Origin of the sequence: uncultured Campylobacter sp. (assembly GCF_938045775.1) — a bacterium.
Classification (GTDB): Bacteria; Campylobacterota; Campylobacteria; order Campylobacterales; family Campylobacteraceae; genus Campylobacter_B.
On sequence record NZ_CALIBH010000134.1, the window covers coordinates 1 to 17485 of the forward strand.

Annotated in this window: 18 protein-coding genes, 1 pseudogene and 1 CRISPR repeat array; of the genes and pseudogenes, 18 read left to right on the top strand and 1 reads right to left on the bottom strand. The window is 41.4% G+C overall.

The window, feature by feature from the left end:
- Positions 1-91 precede the first annotated feature (91 nt).
- The 7 genes from Q0238_RS05195 to nrfD are packed head-to-tail and all read left to right on the top strand — an operon-like array spanning position 92 to position 6305.
- The gene (locus Q0238_RS05195; RefSeq protein WP_169765898.1) at positions 92-259 is read left to right on the top strand and encodes a hypothetical protein; all 168 of its coding nucleotides are present in this window, start codon (positions 92-94) and stop codon (positions 257-259) included.
- Between the two features lie 9 nt (positions 260-268).
- The gene (locus tag Q0238_RS05200) at positions 269-982 is read left to right on the top strand and encodes a disulfide bond formation protein B (RefSeq protein WP_297943572.1); all 714 of its coding nucleotides are present in this window, start codon (positions 269-271) and stop codon (positions 980-982) included.
- Positions 983-993: 11 nt separating this feature from the next.
- Positions 994-1890: a hypothetical protein gene (locus Q0238_RS05205; protein ID WP_297943575.1), complete on the top strand. Its 897-nt coding sequence runs from the start codon at positions 994-996 to the stop codon at positions 1888-1890.
- Between the two features lie 22 nt (positions 1891-1912).
- Positions 1913-4204, top strand: coding sequence for a molybdopterin-dependent oxidoreductase (locus tag Q0238_RS05210; protein ID WP_297943578.1), 2292 nt, complete (start codon positions 1913-1915; stop codon positions 4202-4204).
- Between the two features lies 1 nt (position 4205).
- Positions 4206-4757 (top strand): 4Fe-4S dicluster domain-containing protein, encoded by a 552-nt coding sequence (locus Q0238_RS05215; protein ID WP_297943581.1) that lies wholly within the window; start codon positions 4206-4208, stop codon positions 4755-4757.
- Between the two features lie 10 nt (positions 4758-4767).
- Positions 4768-5415 (top strand): molecular chaperone TorD family protein, encoded by a 648-nt coding sequence (locus tag Q0238_RS05220; RefSeq protein ID WP_297943584.1) that lies wholly within the window; start codon positions 4768-4770, stop codon positions 5413-5415.
- 2 nt (positions 5416-5417) lie between these two features.
- Positions 5418-6305 (top strand): NrfD/PsrC family molybdoenzyme membrane anchor subunit, encoded by an 888-nt coding sequence (nrfD, locus tag Q0238_RS05225; protein ID WP_297943587.1) that lies wholly within the window; start codon positions 5418-5420, stop codon positions 6303-6305.
- A gap of 171 nt (positions 6306-6476) precedes the next feature.
- Here the strand turns inward: nrfD and Q0238_RS05230 are convergent.
- Positions 6477-6570: pseudogene (locus Q0238_RS05230) on the bottom strand (IS1595 family transposase); the annotation flags it as partial.
- Positions 6571-6859: 289 nt separating this feature from the next.
- Between Q0238_RS05230 and cas6 the strand changes: the two are divergent.
- The 11 genes from cas6 (at position 6860) to Q0238_RS05285 (ending at position 17385) form a co-directional block, all read left to right on the top strand.
- A complete protein-coding gene (cas6, locus tag Q0238_RS05235) occupies positions 6860-7672 on the top strand; it encodes a CRISPR system precrRNA processing endoribonuclease RAMP protein Cas6 (protein ID WP_297943590.1) in 813 nt (270 codons plus the stop codon).
- Between the two features lie 121 nt (positions 7673-7793).
- Positions 7794-9989: a CRISPR-associated endonuclease Cas1 gene (gene cas1, locus Q0238_RS05240; protein WP_297943594.1), complete on the top strand. Its 2196-nt coding sequence runs from the start codon at positions 7794-7796 to the stop codon at positions 9987-9989.
- Entirely contained in the window at positions 9986-10258 is a 273-nt protein-coding gene (gene cas2, locus Q0238_RS05245) for a CRISPR-associated endonuclease Cas2 (RefSeq protein ID WP_297943596.1), read from the top strand. The genes cas1 and cas2 overlap by 4 nt, the downstream gene beginning before the upstream one ends.
- A 432-nt stretch (positions 10259-10690) precedes the next feature.
- Positions 10691-11559: direct repeats of the CRISPR family, unit length 37 nt; unit sequence ATTTGATTAGAATTTCCCCGATCTAGGGGATTGAAAC.
- A 222-nt stretch (positions 11560-11781) separates the two neighbouring features.
- Entirely contained in the window at positions 11782-12387 is a 606-nt protein-coding gene (locus tag Q0238_RS05250; protein ID WP_297943599.1) for a hypothetical protein, read from the top strand.
- A 164-nt stretch (positions 12388-12551) separates the two neighbouring features.
- The gene (locus Q0238_RS05255; RefSeq protein ID WP_297943602.1) at positions 12552-13214 is read left to right on the top strand and encodes a hypothetical protein; all 663 of its coding nucleotides are present in this window, start codon (positions 12552-12554) and stop codon (positions 13212-13214) included.
- Between the two features lie 279 nt (positions 13215-13493).
- The gene (locus tag Q0238_RS05260) at positions 13494-13721 is read left to right on the top strand and encodes a hypothetical protein (protein WP_297943604.1); all 228 of its coding nucleotides are present in this window, start codon (positions 13494-13496) and stop codon (positions 13719-13721) included.
- 70 nt (positions 13722-13791) lie between these two features.
- Complete coding sequence (locus Q0238_RS05265) at positions 13792-13953, top strand: hypothetical protein (protein WP_297943607.1); 162 nt, start codon at positions 13792-13794, stop codon at positions 13951-13953.
- On the top strand, positions 13950-14747 hold the full coding sequence (locus tag Q0238_RS05270; protein WP_297943610.1) for a hypothetical protein: 798 nt from the start codon (positions 13950-13952) through the stop codon (positions 14745-14747). The genes Q0238_RS05265 and Q0238_RS05270 overlap by 4 nt, the downstream gene beginning before the upstream one ends.
- A 3-nt stretch (positions 14748-14750) precedes the next feature.
- Positions 14751-16001, top strand: a complete 1251-nt coding sequence (locus tag Q0238_RS05275; protein WP_297943613.1) for a TM1812 family CRISPR-associated protein — start codon at positions 14751-14753, stop codon at positions 15999-16001.
- A complete protein-coding gene (gene csx20 / locus Q0238_RS05280; protein ID WP_297943617.1) occupies positions 15998-16378 on the top strand; it encodes a CRISPR-associated protein Csx20 in 381 nt (126 codons plus the stop codon). Before Q0238_RS05275 ends, csx20 begins: the two co-directional genes overlap by 4 nt.
- The gene (locus Q0238_RS05285; RefSeq protein ID WP_297943620.1) at positions 16378-17385 is read left to right on the top strand and encodes a WYL domain-containing protein; all 1008 of its coding nucleotides are present in this window, start codon (positions 16378-16380) and stop codon (positions 17383-17385) included. Before csx20 ends, Q0238_RS05285 begins: the two co-directional genes overlap by 1 nt.
- The last annotated feature ends 100 nt before the right edge of the window (positions 17386-17485 follow it).

The window sequence follows — 17485 nt, forward strand, 5'->3', positions numbered from 1 at the left end:
TTTTAAACTAGAATTAATAAATAAAATTATATTATTTCTTTAAGAATAAGCATGCTTAGGATTAAATTTTATTAAGAAAGGACGGTTTGAAATGGAATTTCTTATTTTGACGCTATTTTTGATCAGCGGGCTTATATTATATTTTAAGCCGCAGAGGAAAAATCTAGCTACGGGCTGCGCGGCAGCTGGCTGCGCGATATTGATCGCACTGGAATTTTACGTAAATTTATGGGTAGTCGTGCCGGTAGGCAACTTTTAGGAGGGCGATATGCAAAATTTAGAACAAAATCAAATTCCCGCCGCCGAGCGAGGATTTTTCAATCTAATGTCGCTAGCCATCATCGCCCTCGTGGCGCTCCCGGTCGGCATAGCTTGTTTGATACTAGGCTTTGGTATGGGAGATAGCCCGTGCGTAATGTGCTGGGCGGAGAGGATCACGATGATAGCCATCAGCCTTATCGCGCTTTTTATCCTTAGATATGGTCTAAGACCCGGCTACGTCGCGGCGCTTTTGCTAATGGCTTGCTGGGGGATGTTCAACGGCTTTATCCATTATAGCCTTGATGGGACGTTCGGGGGCTATCTCGACATAAAGCAGGGCTTCGGACTTGAAATTTTAGGCGCGCACACGCAGCTTTGGGTCGTCGTCGTGGATTTTTGCGTGATCGCGTTTTTGGCGGTTATATTTTTATGTAGCAAAAATTTGGGCGAGATAATGAAAAAGAGCACGAGCGGCGAATACGGCGAGTTTTTGCGCTATCTGCCTCTGGGCAAGATTGCAAATTTAATCTTCATCGTCATCATCGCCGCAAACTGCGCACAGGCTTTCATCGTCTCAGGCCCGCCGCCGTATCTGGGCTCTAGCACGCCGGCTAGATTAAGTCTTGATCCCGCCAAATGGTTTTGGGAAAAAGATCACTGGCAAAGTGCGCTTGATTTTAGATTTGATTGGAATCCGGAGCTTCCGGATCTGCCAAACTAAGGAGCAAAAAGATGAAAAAGCTGATGATTTTTACGGCGCTAGCGGCTCTGGCGTTTGGGTTTGAGTTTAATCTCGATAGCAAAGCAGGTGCACTTGAAGGCGTGAAGGAGCTCGGTGCACCGAGTGCGGAAGTAAGCTTAAGCTTGCAAAACGATGCGCCGATTACGGGAGCGGACTACGACGCAGATAAAAAGCAGTTCGCACTGGTTTCTAAAAATAACGAATTTTACGTTGCGGACGAAAATTTAAAGCCGCTTAGATACGGCAAGCACGATCGCCATTTTATAATGGAGATGGAGGCGACCGTGGGTGCTACGTGGTATAAAAATGAGCTCGGCATGATAAGCTTTAATAAAACCTTCGTCTTTTATGAGCCTGCGGACGGGCTTAGTGCAGAGGAGCAAAACAGCCAGTGGAGGCACTTAACCGAGGGCTGGGATAAATGGAAGCTAAACGATCTCGGCAACAAAGGGCGCTTCTCCACGCTTCGAGCAAAGCAACAATATATCCTCGGCTGGGATTACGACGCGGCTGCGAATAAATTTATCGTTGCGTCCGTGCCTAACGACGTGAGGGATTATTGGAGCGTGGCGGTGTTTGACGGCGATGACAAGATGATTTTGGAGGAATTCATTCCGCAAATCGGCTCAAATTTAAAGCTAAAAGAGGGCAGGAGCCTAGGCGAATACTATGTCACGGGCATCGACGCTCAGCCTGACGCAGTTTATCTTTTGAGTAAAAATTTCTCGACCATTTTAAAGCTAAATTTACAAACGCATGCAATTGAGGATGCGTATAGTTTTAGCGGAGCGGCAAACGCAAGAGCGCTTGCGGTAAAGGACGGCAAATTCTATGTTTTTTCGCGCGAAGGCAAAGAAAATAAAGTTTTCATATACGATATGAAATAAAGCCCACATTTAAGGAGAAGAGATGCAAAGACGTTCTTTCTTAAAAGGCGCGGGAGCGGCTCTAGCTACGGCGGGAGCCTCTCCAAGCCTATTTGGTATGGAGCAGTTTGAGGTGGATTTTAAACCGAAATCCTATAAAAACGAGCAGGGCGTAGAGTATCACTACCTCACCTGTCCTAGAAACTGCCGCGACGCCTGTTCGATGATCGCAGAGATCAAAGACGGCAAGATGGTTAGCATCAAGGGCGATCCGAAGCACCCTCTAACGCAAGGCACGGTCTGCGTCAAGGGTCATACCTACGCGATGCACCTATACAATGCCGATCGCATAATGTATCCGATGAAGCGCGTCGGTAAAAAGTGCGAGGGTAAATGGGAGCGCATAAGCTGGGATCAAGCGCTAAAAGAGATAGCCGCCAAGCTTACTGAAATCAAGGCAAAATACGGCGGCGAGGCGCTGACGGAATTTGTTTATTCGGGCAACGAAGGGCATATCTCAAAGACGATCGCGCCGGGAAATTTCTTTGAAAAATACGGCGCTACAAGGCTTGTGCGTAACCCGTGCGACTGGCCGCGCTATGCAGGCACGCCAAGCGTCATCGGCACGGACTTTTCAAAAGACGCATTGGAAGTCGATGAGAGCGATATGTATATTAGCTGGGGCTCAAACGAAGCCTACACGGCGGTGCACTGGATTAGATTTGCCCACCGCGTCAAAAAGCGAGGCGGCAAGATCATCGTCATAAATACGATCAGAATTCCGCTCGCAAACCAGGCCGATATGTTTATCCAGCTAAAGCCTTCGAGCGATCCGGCATTTTGTCTAGCGGTCTGCAAATTTTTGATAGAAGAAGATCTATATGATCATGAATTCGTAGAAAAATATACGATGGGCTTTGACGAGCTGGTTAAAGAGTGTAGCCTCTACACCTACGGCGAGCTAAGCGATATGTGCGGCGCAAGCGTCGATCAGATCAAGGTTTTCGCGCGAGAATACGCCCATGCTAAAGCACCTGCCATTATGCACGGCGACGGCGGACAAAGGCATTTTAACGGCGCAAGGCTGGTGCGTGCGGTTACTTTCTTACCGGTACTTACGGGCTGCCTTACAAAACTTGGCGGCGGATTATTCTGGGCTTATGTGCACGTAAAGGGCTGCTTTAACTTCGATAACTGCATGCCAGATCTTTCGCCGAAAGACGCGGAAGGCAAAAAGATAGAGCGCCAGCAAATAAGCTATATAGAATTTGGCAAAGGTATCCAAAAGGAAAATCCGACCTATTTGGGTAAACCGATAAATACGGTCATCCGAGCCTGTATCAACTACAACTCAAATTTGATGGTAACGGCGCCGAATACAAATTTAATCAAAAAACGCGTGATGGACGACGACTTTTTCCTAGTAGTCATCGATCCTTACGACATCGACACCTGCGATTACGCTGACTACGTATTGCCGGGCGTTACCTTTATGGAGAGCGAAGATATTCAAAACGATCAAATTTCGGGCTACGTCTGCTACAACGCCCAAAGCGTCAAGCCGCTGGGCGAAGCCAAGACGAATTTGGAATTTTTTAACGCTCTAGCCAAGGCGATGGGATATAAAGAGGAGTGCTTTGATTGGGATAGCGAGACGGTTTGCAGGAGGTTTTTGGATACGGAATTTGCCAAAAAGCAAAATATCACCTACGAAAAGCTAAAGAGCGTAGGCTGGATTAAGCCGTTTAGGACTCCTGAGACGATGAAGGATCAGTTTCCTTACTACCCTTATGCGCCTAAGGACAAGCTGGTATTCGGCACTAAAAGCGGCAAGTGTGAGCTCTACTCCGAAGCTTTCAAGGACGCAGGCTATCACCCGGTAATCGATCTTGACGACGATTGGGATTACTACGAAAAACATAAAAATTTCGGCAAAGATTATTTGAAAAAATATCCGCTTTATTTTATGACGCCGGGTACGCAGCTTCAGGATAACTCAAACTGGGGCAATATGCCTTACATCCTAAAACGCGTCATAGTAAAGGGCAACGCTGAGCTCTTTATGACGTGCGAGGATATGCTGGCGCGCGGTATCAAAGAGGGCGATACGGTTGAAGCCACGAATGAAAAGGGTACGGCGATATTTACGGCGGTCGAGACCAATCAGATGCAGCCTGGAATCGTTTATGCATGGAATAACATTTGGGTTAAAGTAACCAAATCTCGCACTGGAGCAAACATCCTTTGCTCGGACGGAGTGAGCGATTTGGGTAACGGATCGACCTATACCGCAAGCTTTTGCGAAGTAAAAAAAGCTGCAAAACAGGAGGCATAAAATGAAACGAAAACAAGGATTTTTATTTGATTACAACTTTTGCATAGGTTGTAAGGCGTGTGAAATTTCATGTCAGGTCTATCACAACCAAGACCCCGACATCAACTGGCGCCATGTCGATATGATACTCATCCATGAAGACGAGATCGAAAAGGAAATTTTCATCTCGCATTCGTGCCACCATTGCGAAGAGCCTGCATGTATGGACGTTTGTCCCGTAGGAGCTTACATTAAGCTCGAAAACGGCGTAGTTCAGCCACTACACGATAAATGTATCGGCTGCGGATATTGCTTAGTCGCCTGTCCTTACGGCTCGATAACCAAAGGCAAAGACGGAAAAGCGCAAAAGTGCAACCTCTGCGCCGAGAAGCTCGAGCGCGGCGAGGAGCCTGCGTGCGTAGCGGGCTGTCCTTGCGACGTGCTAAAGCTGGTCGATAGCGACGTGAGCGATAGCGCGGGGATGGAGAAAGAGATGCCAGGCTTTAAACGCTTTTTTACGAAGCCGAATATCCGCTTCTATCCTCGCATGAAGCGCAACGAGGTTATCCACTAAGGATAAAAAGATGCGTAATTTAAAGCAGAGCCTTTGCGTCGAGGACTTTTTGAGGCAGGTATTTTTGGTGCCTCTTACCGGTGAAAATTTGGACGAGCTTTTAAATTTGACGCAGGATTTTGCGCCTAAGCTTAAAGAACATAAATTTATCCTCGAATTTGCCGAATGCAAAAGCGAGCCAAGCTTAATTGATGAAATTCGCTACGAATTCAATAGGCTCTTCGTAGGTCCTAAGCGCCCCAAAGCCGAGCCTTACGAGTCGGTGTATTTCGACTATCAAACGATGTTCGGGGCAAAGACGATGCAGGTGCGAAGCTTTTACGAGAGCTCTGGGCTAAAGCTCGAGGATGCGCAGCTTGATAAATTTCCCGACGATTTCATCGGGTACGAGTTGCAATATCTTTATTTTCTAAGTTTTAGCGCGCTAAAGGCGGAGGATGAGACTAAATTTAACGAAATTCTGCGTAAAAAGGCGGAATTTATCGCTGCTCATCCGTCGCAGTGGTTTTGCAAATTTGCCGCTCGTTGCGATGAGCACGCAAATTTAGACGTTTGGAAGAACTTCGGGAGCTTTTTAAATCTCTACCTAAATAGCGAGATGGATGCGCTGAAAAGTGCGCTAAAAGATCCTGAAATTTTTAAAAATTTAAAGGAATGACGATGGTGCAGACGACTTGGGGATGGCTCATAGTCATCTATTTGTTTTTAGGCGGTTTAGGCGCCGGGGCATTTTTGTGCTCGGCTTTGGCTTACAAAGGCTTTTTGGGTTCATTAAACGAGAGGTTTTATAAATTCGGCTTTCTGCTCGCGCCAGTAGCGGTGATAATAGGAACCGCGCTTTTGCTGTTTGACTTGGCGCCGAGCGCTGCAATAAATCCTATTAAAATTTTACAGCTCTACACGCGTCCGGTATCGATGATGAGCATAGGTACGTATCTACTTACGTTTTTTATCGTAGTTAGCGTTTTGGTGCTTTTGCAGATCAAAAAAAGCGGTAAAATTTGCGATATGATGCTCACGCTCGGAGCTATTTTGGCGCTTGGAGTGATGGGATATACGGGGCTACTGCTTTACGTCGTAAAGGCGATCCCGCTTTGGGCTAGCGTGTGGCTACCGATTTTATTTACGATCTCTGCGATCTCTACGGGGCTTAGTGCAAACGCCGCCGCTACGCTAAATGCAGGGCACGGACTAAGCCACTGCGCGCATAAATTTCACGTCGTGTTAGTTGCGCTTGAGATCGTTGCGGTACTAGCGCTATTTGCGAGCGTGAGAAGCGAGGCTGCGGGCATGGCTAGCGTGACTAAGATAGTCAGCGGCTCGCTTGCGCCGATGTTTTGGATAGGCTTTGTCGTGTTTGGGCTTGCTCTGCCGCTGCTAGGCGGAAGCAAATTTATGCTTCGCAGCTGCAGCGTGAATGCGGACGGCAGCGTCTGCGCGCACGGCGGCGAGGAGGTAAAAAGCTGCGTTTATAACGAATACGGCGTACTTGTGGGCGGCTTTTGCCTAAGAGCGTTTATCGTGCTCGGTGCAGTCTATATATTTTAACTCCTCCTTTCTGATACTGGTCGGACGAAAGTCCGACCTTTAAATTTTAATCTTAAATTGTGATTTTTCGGTAGACCGCCAAAAGCGACACGGCACTACACAACTCTTGACTTTAAAATTTGGGTTAAAAACTAACCCAAATTTGATAAGCACACTATTAAATTTACGCTTAGTTAAATTTTGATATCTTTGATGCTTCTATATCTTCTGTGAAGTATTTTAGAATTTCTATAAATTTAGCCTCAGAAATTCTTGAACGGGCTATATACTTATTTTTTAACTTCGCTACGCTCGTTACTTTTCAAAAACATAGTTCTCATTGCAACTTACTACTTCTTTCTTTATATGGGTTTAAGTTAAAGAGAGCCTAATGAAAATTAACAAAAGTATAAAATTTATTTTGTAAGCAAAATTCCCAAAACGATCAAATTTTAAATGCTTTTACTGTGTAAAATTTCTTATCAAACTTACAATTGCAAGCATATTTCGCCCGCCTTAAAATGCAAAAGCTCATTTTGTAGTATAATTTTCACAAAATATTATAAAGGCTATCCATGCTTAAATACTTAGAATTAGGCGTTTGCGGCACCGATTTGAAGCCCTCACATCCTTTTATTGGCTCGGCGATCAGGGGCGCTTTCGGATACGCTCTTAGAAAGGCGAGTTGTCCTTTCGTAAGTGCAAACTGCGAGAAGTGCGACATCTCCGGCGAATGCGTATATAATGAATTTTTTGAAAATGTATCCGATACGCCAAATTTTAGGTTGGATATTAATCTTAATCAAAAAAGCTTTGATTTTAAAATTTTACTTTTTGAGCACGCCGCGTGCTACCTGCCTCACGTCGCTATCGCTATTGTAAATATGCAAGAAATCGGGCTTGAGGTAAGCAGACGCAAGTTTAAATTTTCAAATTTTACTCTAAATGGCGAAATCGTAGAGCCTAAATCTCTACTCTCAAATAAGCCTGAGCCGCTAAATTTCACGCCCGATTTTGCTGCGGGCGATTATGAAATTTCGCTTCTTACCCCGCTTCGTATGAAGCAAAAAAATGTCCTCGTCCGCCGCGAGATCGACCTTAAGCCCTTCGTTCGCCAAATCGCTATGAGATTTGAGAACATAACGGGCAGGGCTATAGATAAATTCGAGGTAAAATTCCGCCGCTTCGAGCAGGATTTGCGCTTTTACGACATCAATCGCTACTCAAACCGCCAGCACACTAAAATGCAATTCGGCGGCCTGCTTGGACAGATGCGAGTTTTCGGGCTTGATGAGCGCTCGGCAAAGCTTTTGCAACTCGCCCAAATTACCGGAGTCGGCAAAAGCACGGTTTTTGGACTAGGCAAAATATGGGTGGCGCGGATTTAAATTGTACCGCAGAATCCAAATTTTGCCGCGAGTTACAGAGCGGATAAATTTCGCCTTGGGTTACGGTATCGGCGCGTTTTGCTCGATATTTACTAGCTAAATGCAATGACAAGGAGGCGTCATGTTTGATCTAAACTTAGAGGATATTTTTACCGTAGGCGCCTTTGAATACGCGCTAAAAAGATTAAAGCGCACCGCTTTGGGGCTTGACGGACTTAGCGCGGAAGATATTTGTTCGAACGTATTTTATGCTGAGCTAAAGAGCGAAATTTTTAATCTTTCATATTCGCCTCAGCCCTTAAAACGAGCCTTTATCCCCAAAGAAAACAAAGACGAGCTTCGTAAGCTCGCCGTGCCCTCGCTAAAAGATAAATTTGCGCAAAATATCCTCACTCGCGAGCTTTCAGGCTATTTTGATAAAAGCTTTTCAAACCGCTCTTATGCTTATCGAAGCGGCAAATCCTACGCCAATGCAATTTATCGTGCTCGCGATTTTTTTAAAATTTTCAGCTTTGCCGTCAAAACCGACATCAAAGATTTCTTTGAAAATATCGATCACGAAAAATTGCTTGAAATTTTACGCGCAAATATCCGTGACGCTCGTATCATTAGGCTCATTGAGCTTTGGATCAAAAACGGAATTTTTGAGCGCTTTGATTACCGCGCTCATGCAAGAGGCGTTCATCAAGGAGACGTCCTAAGCCCGCTGTTTTCGAATATCTACCTAAATCAAATGGATAAATTTTTAGAAAACTCGGGCGTAGAATTCGTCCGATACGCCGATGATTTCGTTATGTTTTTTGCTTCATATGAAGCCGCCGAGAGAGGGCTCGCGCGCCTGAAAGATTTTTTAAAAACCATAAGCTTATCTCTAAACGAAGCCAAAACCTCCATTCACGGAAAAGATAGCGAATTTGTCTTTTTGGGCGTAAGCTTTGAAGGTGCAAATTTAAGCATCGGCGAGGAAAAATTTAAGCGCATTCTAGCCAAGCTCGCAAGCTCTGCCAAAAAGCAGGCGATAAGCCAAAGCGTAGAAAATTTAAACGCCTATGTGTATCATCTAAAAGCCATTTCGCTTAAGCTTTTCTCGCCTTCGCAAAAAGATAGGTTTTGCTTGCATTTTGGCGAGGTCGTAACGAGCCTAATACGCAGATTTCTAAAAACCGCAGACAAGCGGACGCTAGCAGAAGCCTTAATCAACCTAAACTTCCCCTACGAGCTAGGCAAAACGGTTAGAAAGGCTAAAATTCTAACCTACTTCAAAAACGCCAAGCGTCCCGCCGTCAAATCCGTCCAAAACGCCCTTGAGGCTAAAAAGCGCGAATACCTAAAAACCTTCTCGCAAAGCTCCGTCATCCACATTACGACGCCGTTTTATTTTTTAGCTTTGTCTCAAGGCAAATTTGTCCTAAAAGACAAAGGCGTTATCAAGCATAAATTCCCTATAAATCAAATTTCGCAAATCATCATTAATGCGCAAATTTCACTCAGTTCCGCCGTCATCAAAGAGTGCGCCAAAAAGAAAATTTCCATAAATTTCATCGACGAAAAGACCAATCTCAGCTACGCCACGCTCATTAGCGCAAATTCCGCCATCTCTAAAACCGCCGCTTCGCAAATTTCACTGCTAAAGACCAAAAGACCGCTCCGTATCGCTCAGCAGTTCATCATCGGTAAGCTAAAAAATCAGATCAACTATCTAAAATATCTAGGCAAATACCATAAAAATCTAGGCGACGAAATTAAAGCGATGCAAGAAATTTTAAAGCTCCGCGTCCCTGGCGCCGCAAGCGTAAGCGAGCTTATGGGCTTTGAAGGAAGCGCCGCAAACTCCTACTGGCAGGCTATCGCAAAGGCGATCGACTACGAGTTTGGCTTTAGCGCTCGAGTGACGCAGGGCGCTACCGACATTGTAAATTCTGCCCTAAACTACGGCTACGCGATTCTTTATTCAAAAATTTTAAAATCCATTGCCGCCGCAGGTTTGTCGCCGCATGTATCCTATCTGCACGCGCTTGATGAGCAAAAGCCCACTCTCGCCTTCGATCTCATCGAGGAATTTCGAGCCTTCATCGTCGATCGCGCCGTAATCTCGATGGTCAATAAAAACGAGCCCTTTGAGATAAAAGACGGGCTCCTATCTGTCGCAACTAGGCAAAATATCGCCAAAAACGTAAATGAAAAGCTCTTCGCTTGCACGCAGTACAGAGGCGAACAGCTAAAAGCGCAGGATATCATAGATAGGCAAGCCTACGCCTTAAAACGCGCCGTAACCCAAAACGAAAAATATAAGCCTTTCATCGGGAGATTTCAATGAATTTAATCATCTGCTACGACGTTTGCAAAACTAAGCGTCGCAACAAACTTGCCGCTTTGCTGGAAGGCTACGGGCTGCGGGCGAACTACTCGGTATTTGAGCTAGACGTCTCCGAGCGCGAATACGTCCTCATAAAAGATCGCATCGCCCGCATCATTGAGCCCAAAACCGACAAAGTCCTATTCTACCGCATCTGCAAAACTTGTATGGCTAAAAGCGAGAGCCTGGGCGAAGGCGAGATCTTTCGCTCTCCTGATACCTACGTCTAAGCCCCCATTTTTAGGGATTTGATTTTCGGACTTTTTCAAATTCTAAAAGTCCGATTTTAGCGTGCTTTAATATTTTACTAAGTTTCAAAATGTCCGCAAAGCTCAAATTTCGCTCGCGCCAAAAACCCTTTCTCGGACTTCCGCTATTTAGCCTATTTTTAAAGTCCCATTTTTAGGGCTTTTTGCGTTTGCGGAATTTAGCAGAAATTCGAAAAAGCCTAAAATTTTAATTTTTGCGTTTAGATTTTCGGACTTTTGTGCTTGCTCAAAGACGCTTAAATCCGTACTTTTAAGCCCGCCCTAAGCAAAAACCTCGAAATTTGAAATTAATTTTTCGCCCCTTTCTCGGACTTTTTCGCGTTTTGTGATATAATGGCGCTCGCAAATAGTTCTTTAAAAACTCATTGTCAATTTTAATGCGGTTTTTGGGCTATTTGATTAGAATTTCCCCGATCTAGGGGATTGAAACATTAAAACGGATGGGATATACTTGTGAGCAGGGGTAGTATTTGATTAGAATTTCCCCGATCTAGGGGATTGAAACTAGCAAATGCAGCTTTGATGCGCCATTTCTCCTTTAATTTGATTAGAATTTCCCCGATCTAGGGGATTGAAACATTGACTTTTTCAACGACTTTTACACTTTTCACCATTTGATTAGAATTTCCCCGATCTAGGGGATTGAAACGGAAGGGGCTTGTCCTTATCTATCATTTCGGCCGTGGAGTTCTATTTGATTAGAATTTCCCCGATCTAGGGGATTGAAACACTCCACGTTTCAGGCAAAAAGGTGCTTGCCAAATTTAATTTGATTAGAATTTCCCCGATCTAGGGGATTGAAACAAGAAGAGTTTAAACACTTTCTTCATTTTTTTCTCCTTTAATTTGATTAGAATTTCCCCGATCTAGGGGATTGAAACCCGATTTGACGGCTTCAACTATGACAAAATTTTTGTCAAAATTTGATTAGAATTTCCCCGATCTAGGGGATTGAAACCTAAATCCCAAGTGTCTATTCTATCGCCAAGTTGCGCTACTATTTGATTAGAATTTCCCCGATCTAGGGGATTGAAACTATAATTCACCGTTTATTTCTATTGCGCAATTGAATCTATTTGATTAGAATTTCCCCGATCTAGGGGATTGAAACTCCGAAAGGTCGTAATCATGCCAGTCCTCATCATAGATGAGATTTGATTAGAATTTCCCCGATCTAGGAGATTGAAACAAAACCCAAGGCTGCATTCTCATTACAGAAATTATAATTTGATTAGAATTTCCCCGATCTAGGGGATTGAGACAAACGGGTTTTGCCTCGGCTGATGCTGTGTGATCACGCTGATTTGATTAAATTTCAAGATATACGACTAAAATTTAATGGATTGTTTAAAAGCACTCCGTAAATTGACAGAATTTGACAACTAAACTCCTTATAATCACGCTCAAAGTTGATATGGCGGGTTTGAATTCTATGAATAATTTTGTTATTTTTCGAAAAAGAATTTTAAAACAAAGGAGAAAGTATGAAAATTTTGTTTAAAGCACTTTTGATTGGTTTAGTCGGAGTTATATTTTCCGGTTGTTTTATAGTAATGCCGCCTGATAAAGAAACAGTAATGGCTCAGCAACTAGATGTTTGGTGTATCCTTAGAGAGAATAAGGATAAGGAAAAATTTGAAGATGGTAAGCGTAAAGCAAAATTATTTTCGGATAAGTCCAAATATGGAGATAAAATCCAAATTGCTCCAAGGGGAGAATATAGTATTTCAATGATAGATAGATCATTTAATGATGATAACTATCCGGGGTTATATTGGAGAGAGTATGGCTTGGTATATAAGCCCGTTACTTGTGATAGAGAAAATAAAAAACTCAATATGGTTGTAGAGATTACGCCTCATAAAGTTAAATCTCAAAATGAGAGGGAAAATATAAAAGGGGATGCCTATGATTTTATTAGATCGCTTAAAGAAAAAGTGGCTAAATCAGTTTACTCATCTAAAGAAATCGGCGAGCTAATGGAGCTTGGTTCATCACTCGATTTAATTTTTATTGATTATGAAACAAGAAAAGAGATCGATAAAAGTACTTATGATTTTGCGGGTTACAAAGCGTATAATGAAAAGTAGGTATAAGTTCAACTACCTGACAATTGATTATCGAGTATTCGCCGCGAGAGTTAAATAAGATAGCTAATTTTTGCTTTGCTTCAATTGGAAGGCGATGCAACGGATAGAATAGCCAGCTTTTTAAATTGCCAGATTGTTTATAAATTTAAAGGAAGGAAAATGTTATGAGAGCTATGAGAACATTGTTTTTAGTATTGATTGCACTATTTTTGGCGAGTTGCATAGAACCGGATCCGGAAAGCTACTATGGAAGGGTTAATAGAAAAGATGAGTTTACGACTAACTTTCAAAGTAGAAGGCTTGCCAATGAGCTAATCGTCTTATTTGATATGGGCGAAAAATCTCAATATGGAAACGATTACTTTGATAATTCGCTTAAGATAGCCGATTACGAAAACGATGTAAAGCTTTCGGAAGTTAAAAGCTTTTTAGCTTCAAAAGGAGCTGCGCCGTTACGCGTTTATGAGCGCGCAGTTAAGAGTAGCGGTAAAAATAAGTTCAAAAGGTATTCGGGCAGGCTGAATGCCGAAGTCGCTTCTATCGTTCCTTTCGACACTCAGTTTCGAAAAGCGCAAAAGAACTGCTTTGATGGCACTTCCCTATGCTTATTTAACGAATTTCCTTTGCTAACCGAAACGGACGTGGAAGGAGATATGGCTTCAATGATGATAAATTTTGTTGAAGTAAAATCGGCTTTCAACAACTATAAAGATGGCTTTACGCCGGTAAAGATTACCATCCATACTGCAACTTACACTGGAGCAAAGCTCAATGCTATCTTAAGTAAAATTCCGAAAAAAGCATTTGAAAATAATGAGTTAAACTAAATAAGAGAGTCGGATGAATGAGGTAGAATGGATTAATAAATACGGCTTTTGCTAGGAATGGTTTTAGGTAGCGAGGAATTCGGTTAGAATTTCCCCTATCTAGGGGATTGTTCCTCTTTGCACCCAAAATTTTCAATCTACCCTCCCCTGATTTAATTAAAATTTCCCTCTCATTTTTCAAGGTTTCCCCTTGGCTGACAGAATCTGACACTATGGCTCACTATAATTGCGTTCAAAGTCGGAGGTAAAACGCCGACGAGATCAATTAAAGGGGTTGTAATGAAAAAGATTGTGTTGTCGCTAGCAGAGGCTGGAGTTATGAGTGGCGCTTTGGCGCAAGAAGTGCCGAATTTAGCCAATATCGCGCCGAGCAATTGCGGCTCATATGTCCCTACGCTCGATTTTTACGCCAAAGGCAAGGATATAACGGACAATATGTCTTTTGCGGTAGGACTAGACAATAAATTCGGGCTAGCTCGAGGCATCGCTTTGGCTAGTTCATTTTGAGTAATTTTTCAAAAAATAATTTAAGTTTAGTTGCGATAAAATTTCAAAAATATAACACGAAGGGGGCGAGATGGCTAAATACCTATACGGCGCAAGTATCCAGGGTATACAAGAGTATATTTACGCCACTGGAAGCTGGAAAGAGCAAACAAAACAAAAGAAGCCCGAAAAAGATAGAGACTATCAAGATACATTAAAGATAATGGCAATGCTTAAGGAATTTGAGAAATGACGCATTATGAAAAAAGAAATTTACAAAAAATAGTTGCCTCTCTTTTGGGAAGCTCCCTTTTGGAGCGCAAAGCATTTATTATTATAGTCGGCGTATTGCTATTTTTCGCTTGGTTGCCGGATGGAATGTCATCGCTACTAGATAAAATTTTCGGTGGTGAAATTTTAGAATGGAGCGCCAAAGACGGCACTATGCTGGTTCAAATTTTGGGCTCCCTATTAATTTTTTGTGAAATCAAACGGATAATTCCCAAAAGCATTCCGAATGTCGATATAGATATAAATGATATGCCTAAGAGGGCTAAAGTTTTGGTGCTATTTTTAAGTAAAAATAATAGTGAAATGGAAGAAATTTTAAAATTTAAAACTATCGATGAGTATGGAAGAAATAATTATAGGATGCCACTAAAAGCGATAGATTACCACAAACAAAGGCTTAAAAAGATTATAGTCGCTTGTTCTGAAAAATCCCACGGCGATAGAGATAAATTTTTAAAATGCGTGCAAAATCTCTTTGGCAAGGAGCTTGCGGATATGGTAAATATGCGATATATAAAGAATTTTGAAGATGCTAATAAAAGCGTCTATAAATTTTTAGAGAGCGTATATAACCAGCTTAAGCAAGAGGGCTTTATGGAGGACGACGTCGTATTTGACGTTACTGGTGGGCAAAAAGCGGTAAGCATAGCCGGAGCGATGTTTGCGATACCGAACGATAGGCACTTGCAATACGTTTCTACGAGCGATTATACCGTTAGGCATTATGATTTAACTTATATACAAAACGAGGAGTAAAAGATGAAGGTTGTAACGATTTTAGGCAGAATTGCGAAAAATGAAAAATTTGGAATTCCTATTTATAGATATGACGATAAGCTTAAAGGCTCATTTTCTTTAAAAAGAGAACGATATATAAATATGTTTTCGCTCTTAATAGATAATTTTGGTGCGCAAAATGTAGTGCCTATCTTTACGAAACTGGCTAAAGAAGCTCAAACTAAGGTTTTGATGGAAGAATTTCATGCTGAGTACAATGAAATTTTTGATGATAGAAATTTTATAGATGACGAAAAGGACTTTTATAAAATTTTACGCATCATAAATGATGCAACATCCGGCAATGAAGAATATATAATTGATCTATCCCACGGATTTAGGCATATTCCTATTTTGGCTACCATTTCGCTTATTTCTCAAAGTCTAAATAATACGAATAAAATCAAACATATATTTTTTGCGAAAGAGAAAGTGCCGTATAAAAATTATGAGATAATCGATTTAAAAGAGTATTTAGAGCTTGCGAATATGTCATACGTGCTAGAGAGCTTTAATCACAACTATACGGTAGCCTTGGTATCTAAGTTTAAAAATAAGAATTTTCGTGATTTGGCAAGTCAACTTTCAACTATATCAAATCACATATTATCAAATTCACTAAAAGCTCTTAACAATGATATTAGCAAAATTTTAAATAATATAGATTTTATTTTAAAAAACGAGCAAATAGAGACATTTAAAAGTAGCCTTGAGGATATACGGCAACACATTATGGAACTCCAGAGAATAGGCGTAGAAAAAGATTCTACAAAATTTTACAAGATGTCTAGAATTCTAACCCCTAAAGGCTATTTGTTAAATGCTATAACTTTACTATTTGAGGCTATCGGATATTATTGTGCAGAGAGTTTCGAGTGCTTTGGCGACGATATAAAAACGCATATAAACAACTTTAAGAAAAGTAAAGAATTCAATGCTTATGATTTGACACATGAGTCTAGGACTTTTGTAAAACGGATGAAGTTAAGGGGTGAGGTATATTTAACAGAAGATGGCGGCATGGCGTACACTAGTATACAAAAGAAACTAAAAAGTATAAAAGCTCTTAGTAATTTTGGCGATTTCATAAAAGATGCAGAAAAACTAAGAAATAATCTAGCTCATGGTAATGCTAGAGAAAAGATAGAAGACTCAAAGCGGGAGCTATTAAAGTTATTAGATAAATATAATTCATTTTGCATACAGCAAAACATATTGGGGAATAAAATATGAAAATCCTCTTTATGCTAATGAATCACGCCTTGACGCGGGAGCAAGAAGAAGACGCGAGGAAGAATTTAAATGTTGATAAATTCATAAATATAGCCGATGCGAGCTGGAGTGATATCGATCCGTCTGAAAAAAGCATAATAAAATTTGTTGAGGTCTATAAGGATAAACTTAGATCGCAAGCAAAAGCAGGCGACGTATTGCTGGTACAGGGTGATTTCGGAGCGACTTATAATATGATAAGGTTTGCTAAAAATATGGATCTGATAGCCGTGTATGCGACTACTAACCGCATCGTAAGTGAGCAGGTAGAAAACGGCAAAGTCGTGATTAAACGAGAATTTAAACATGCAAGATTTAGAGAATATGAGGAGTTATAATGTCATCAAATGCAGATAATAAAACGCTAGTTATTTTTGAAATTTTAAAAAAATTAGTTGTAAAACAAGAAATTTGTCCTTTTGATACACGGCTTTTAGATGAGTTTCATATTAAGGAAAGAACGCTTAGAAGGTATATGGGCGAAATCGAGAAGCTATTTCCAAATGCTTTTAGGGTAGAAAGCAAGCTCATAGGACATGGCAAGAGACCGGTAAAAGTATTAAGAGTATATGACAAAAACAAAGATATAATTGACGTTTTAAAACGCCTTTTAAGATATAATGATGATCTAGACTGGCTAATTAGCTTATTAAACGAAAACGATCCTAGCTTATTTAATGATTTAGATAAAAATGAAAAAGAGAAGGTATCTGCACAATTAAAAGAGAATTCAGGCATATTTTTATTCAGAACCAATCCTTTGGAGATATTGCAAGACGAGCCTAGTAAGAGGTACTTAAGCGAACTTCGCAATGCCGTTATGAATAGAGAATACCGAGATATTAAGTATAAATATATCGGTGAAATGGAGAATTTAATCGACGTAAAGTGCTTGAAAATAGTTTTTACAGACGGTAATTGGTATTTGGCTATCGAAGATGCCAATGGAAATTTTAGACTTTTAAGGGTGGCTTTTATCGTATCGCTTAGCAAAAGCTCGAAAAATTATCAAAAAAATGTTATAGAAAAATATAAAAAGCATTTTGACAAAATACAAAATGCTATGAGCTTGCCGTCGGAGCCATCGCGAATGGCGCTATTAAAGGCATCGCCGAAAGTTGCCATATATTTTATGGAAGGCATGAAGCCGTTTTTCCCGACTCAAAAATTTAAAAAGAAGTTGGGCGACGGCAGCGTTACTTTTAGCATAAATTTCACTCAAGATATGGAGATATTGCCGTTCATAAAAAGGTGGCTTCCCGATATAGAAATTTTAGAGCCAAAAGATCTGAGAGAAATCTTTAAAGAGCAATTAAAGGCGGCTCTTGATATATTAAGTAAGTAGGAAAGACGCGCGTTGTCGCGCTAAGGGTGCAACAAAATTTACCCTGAGTCTGTTCACGCACCACGAAGCGGTAAAATTTTAGAATGTTTGATGAAATTTA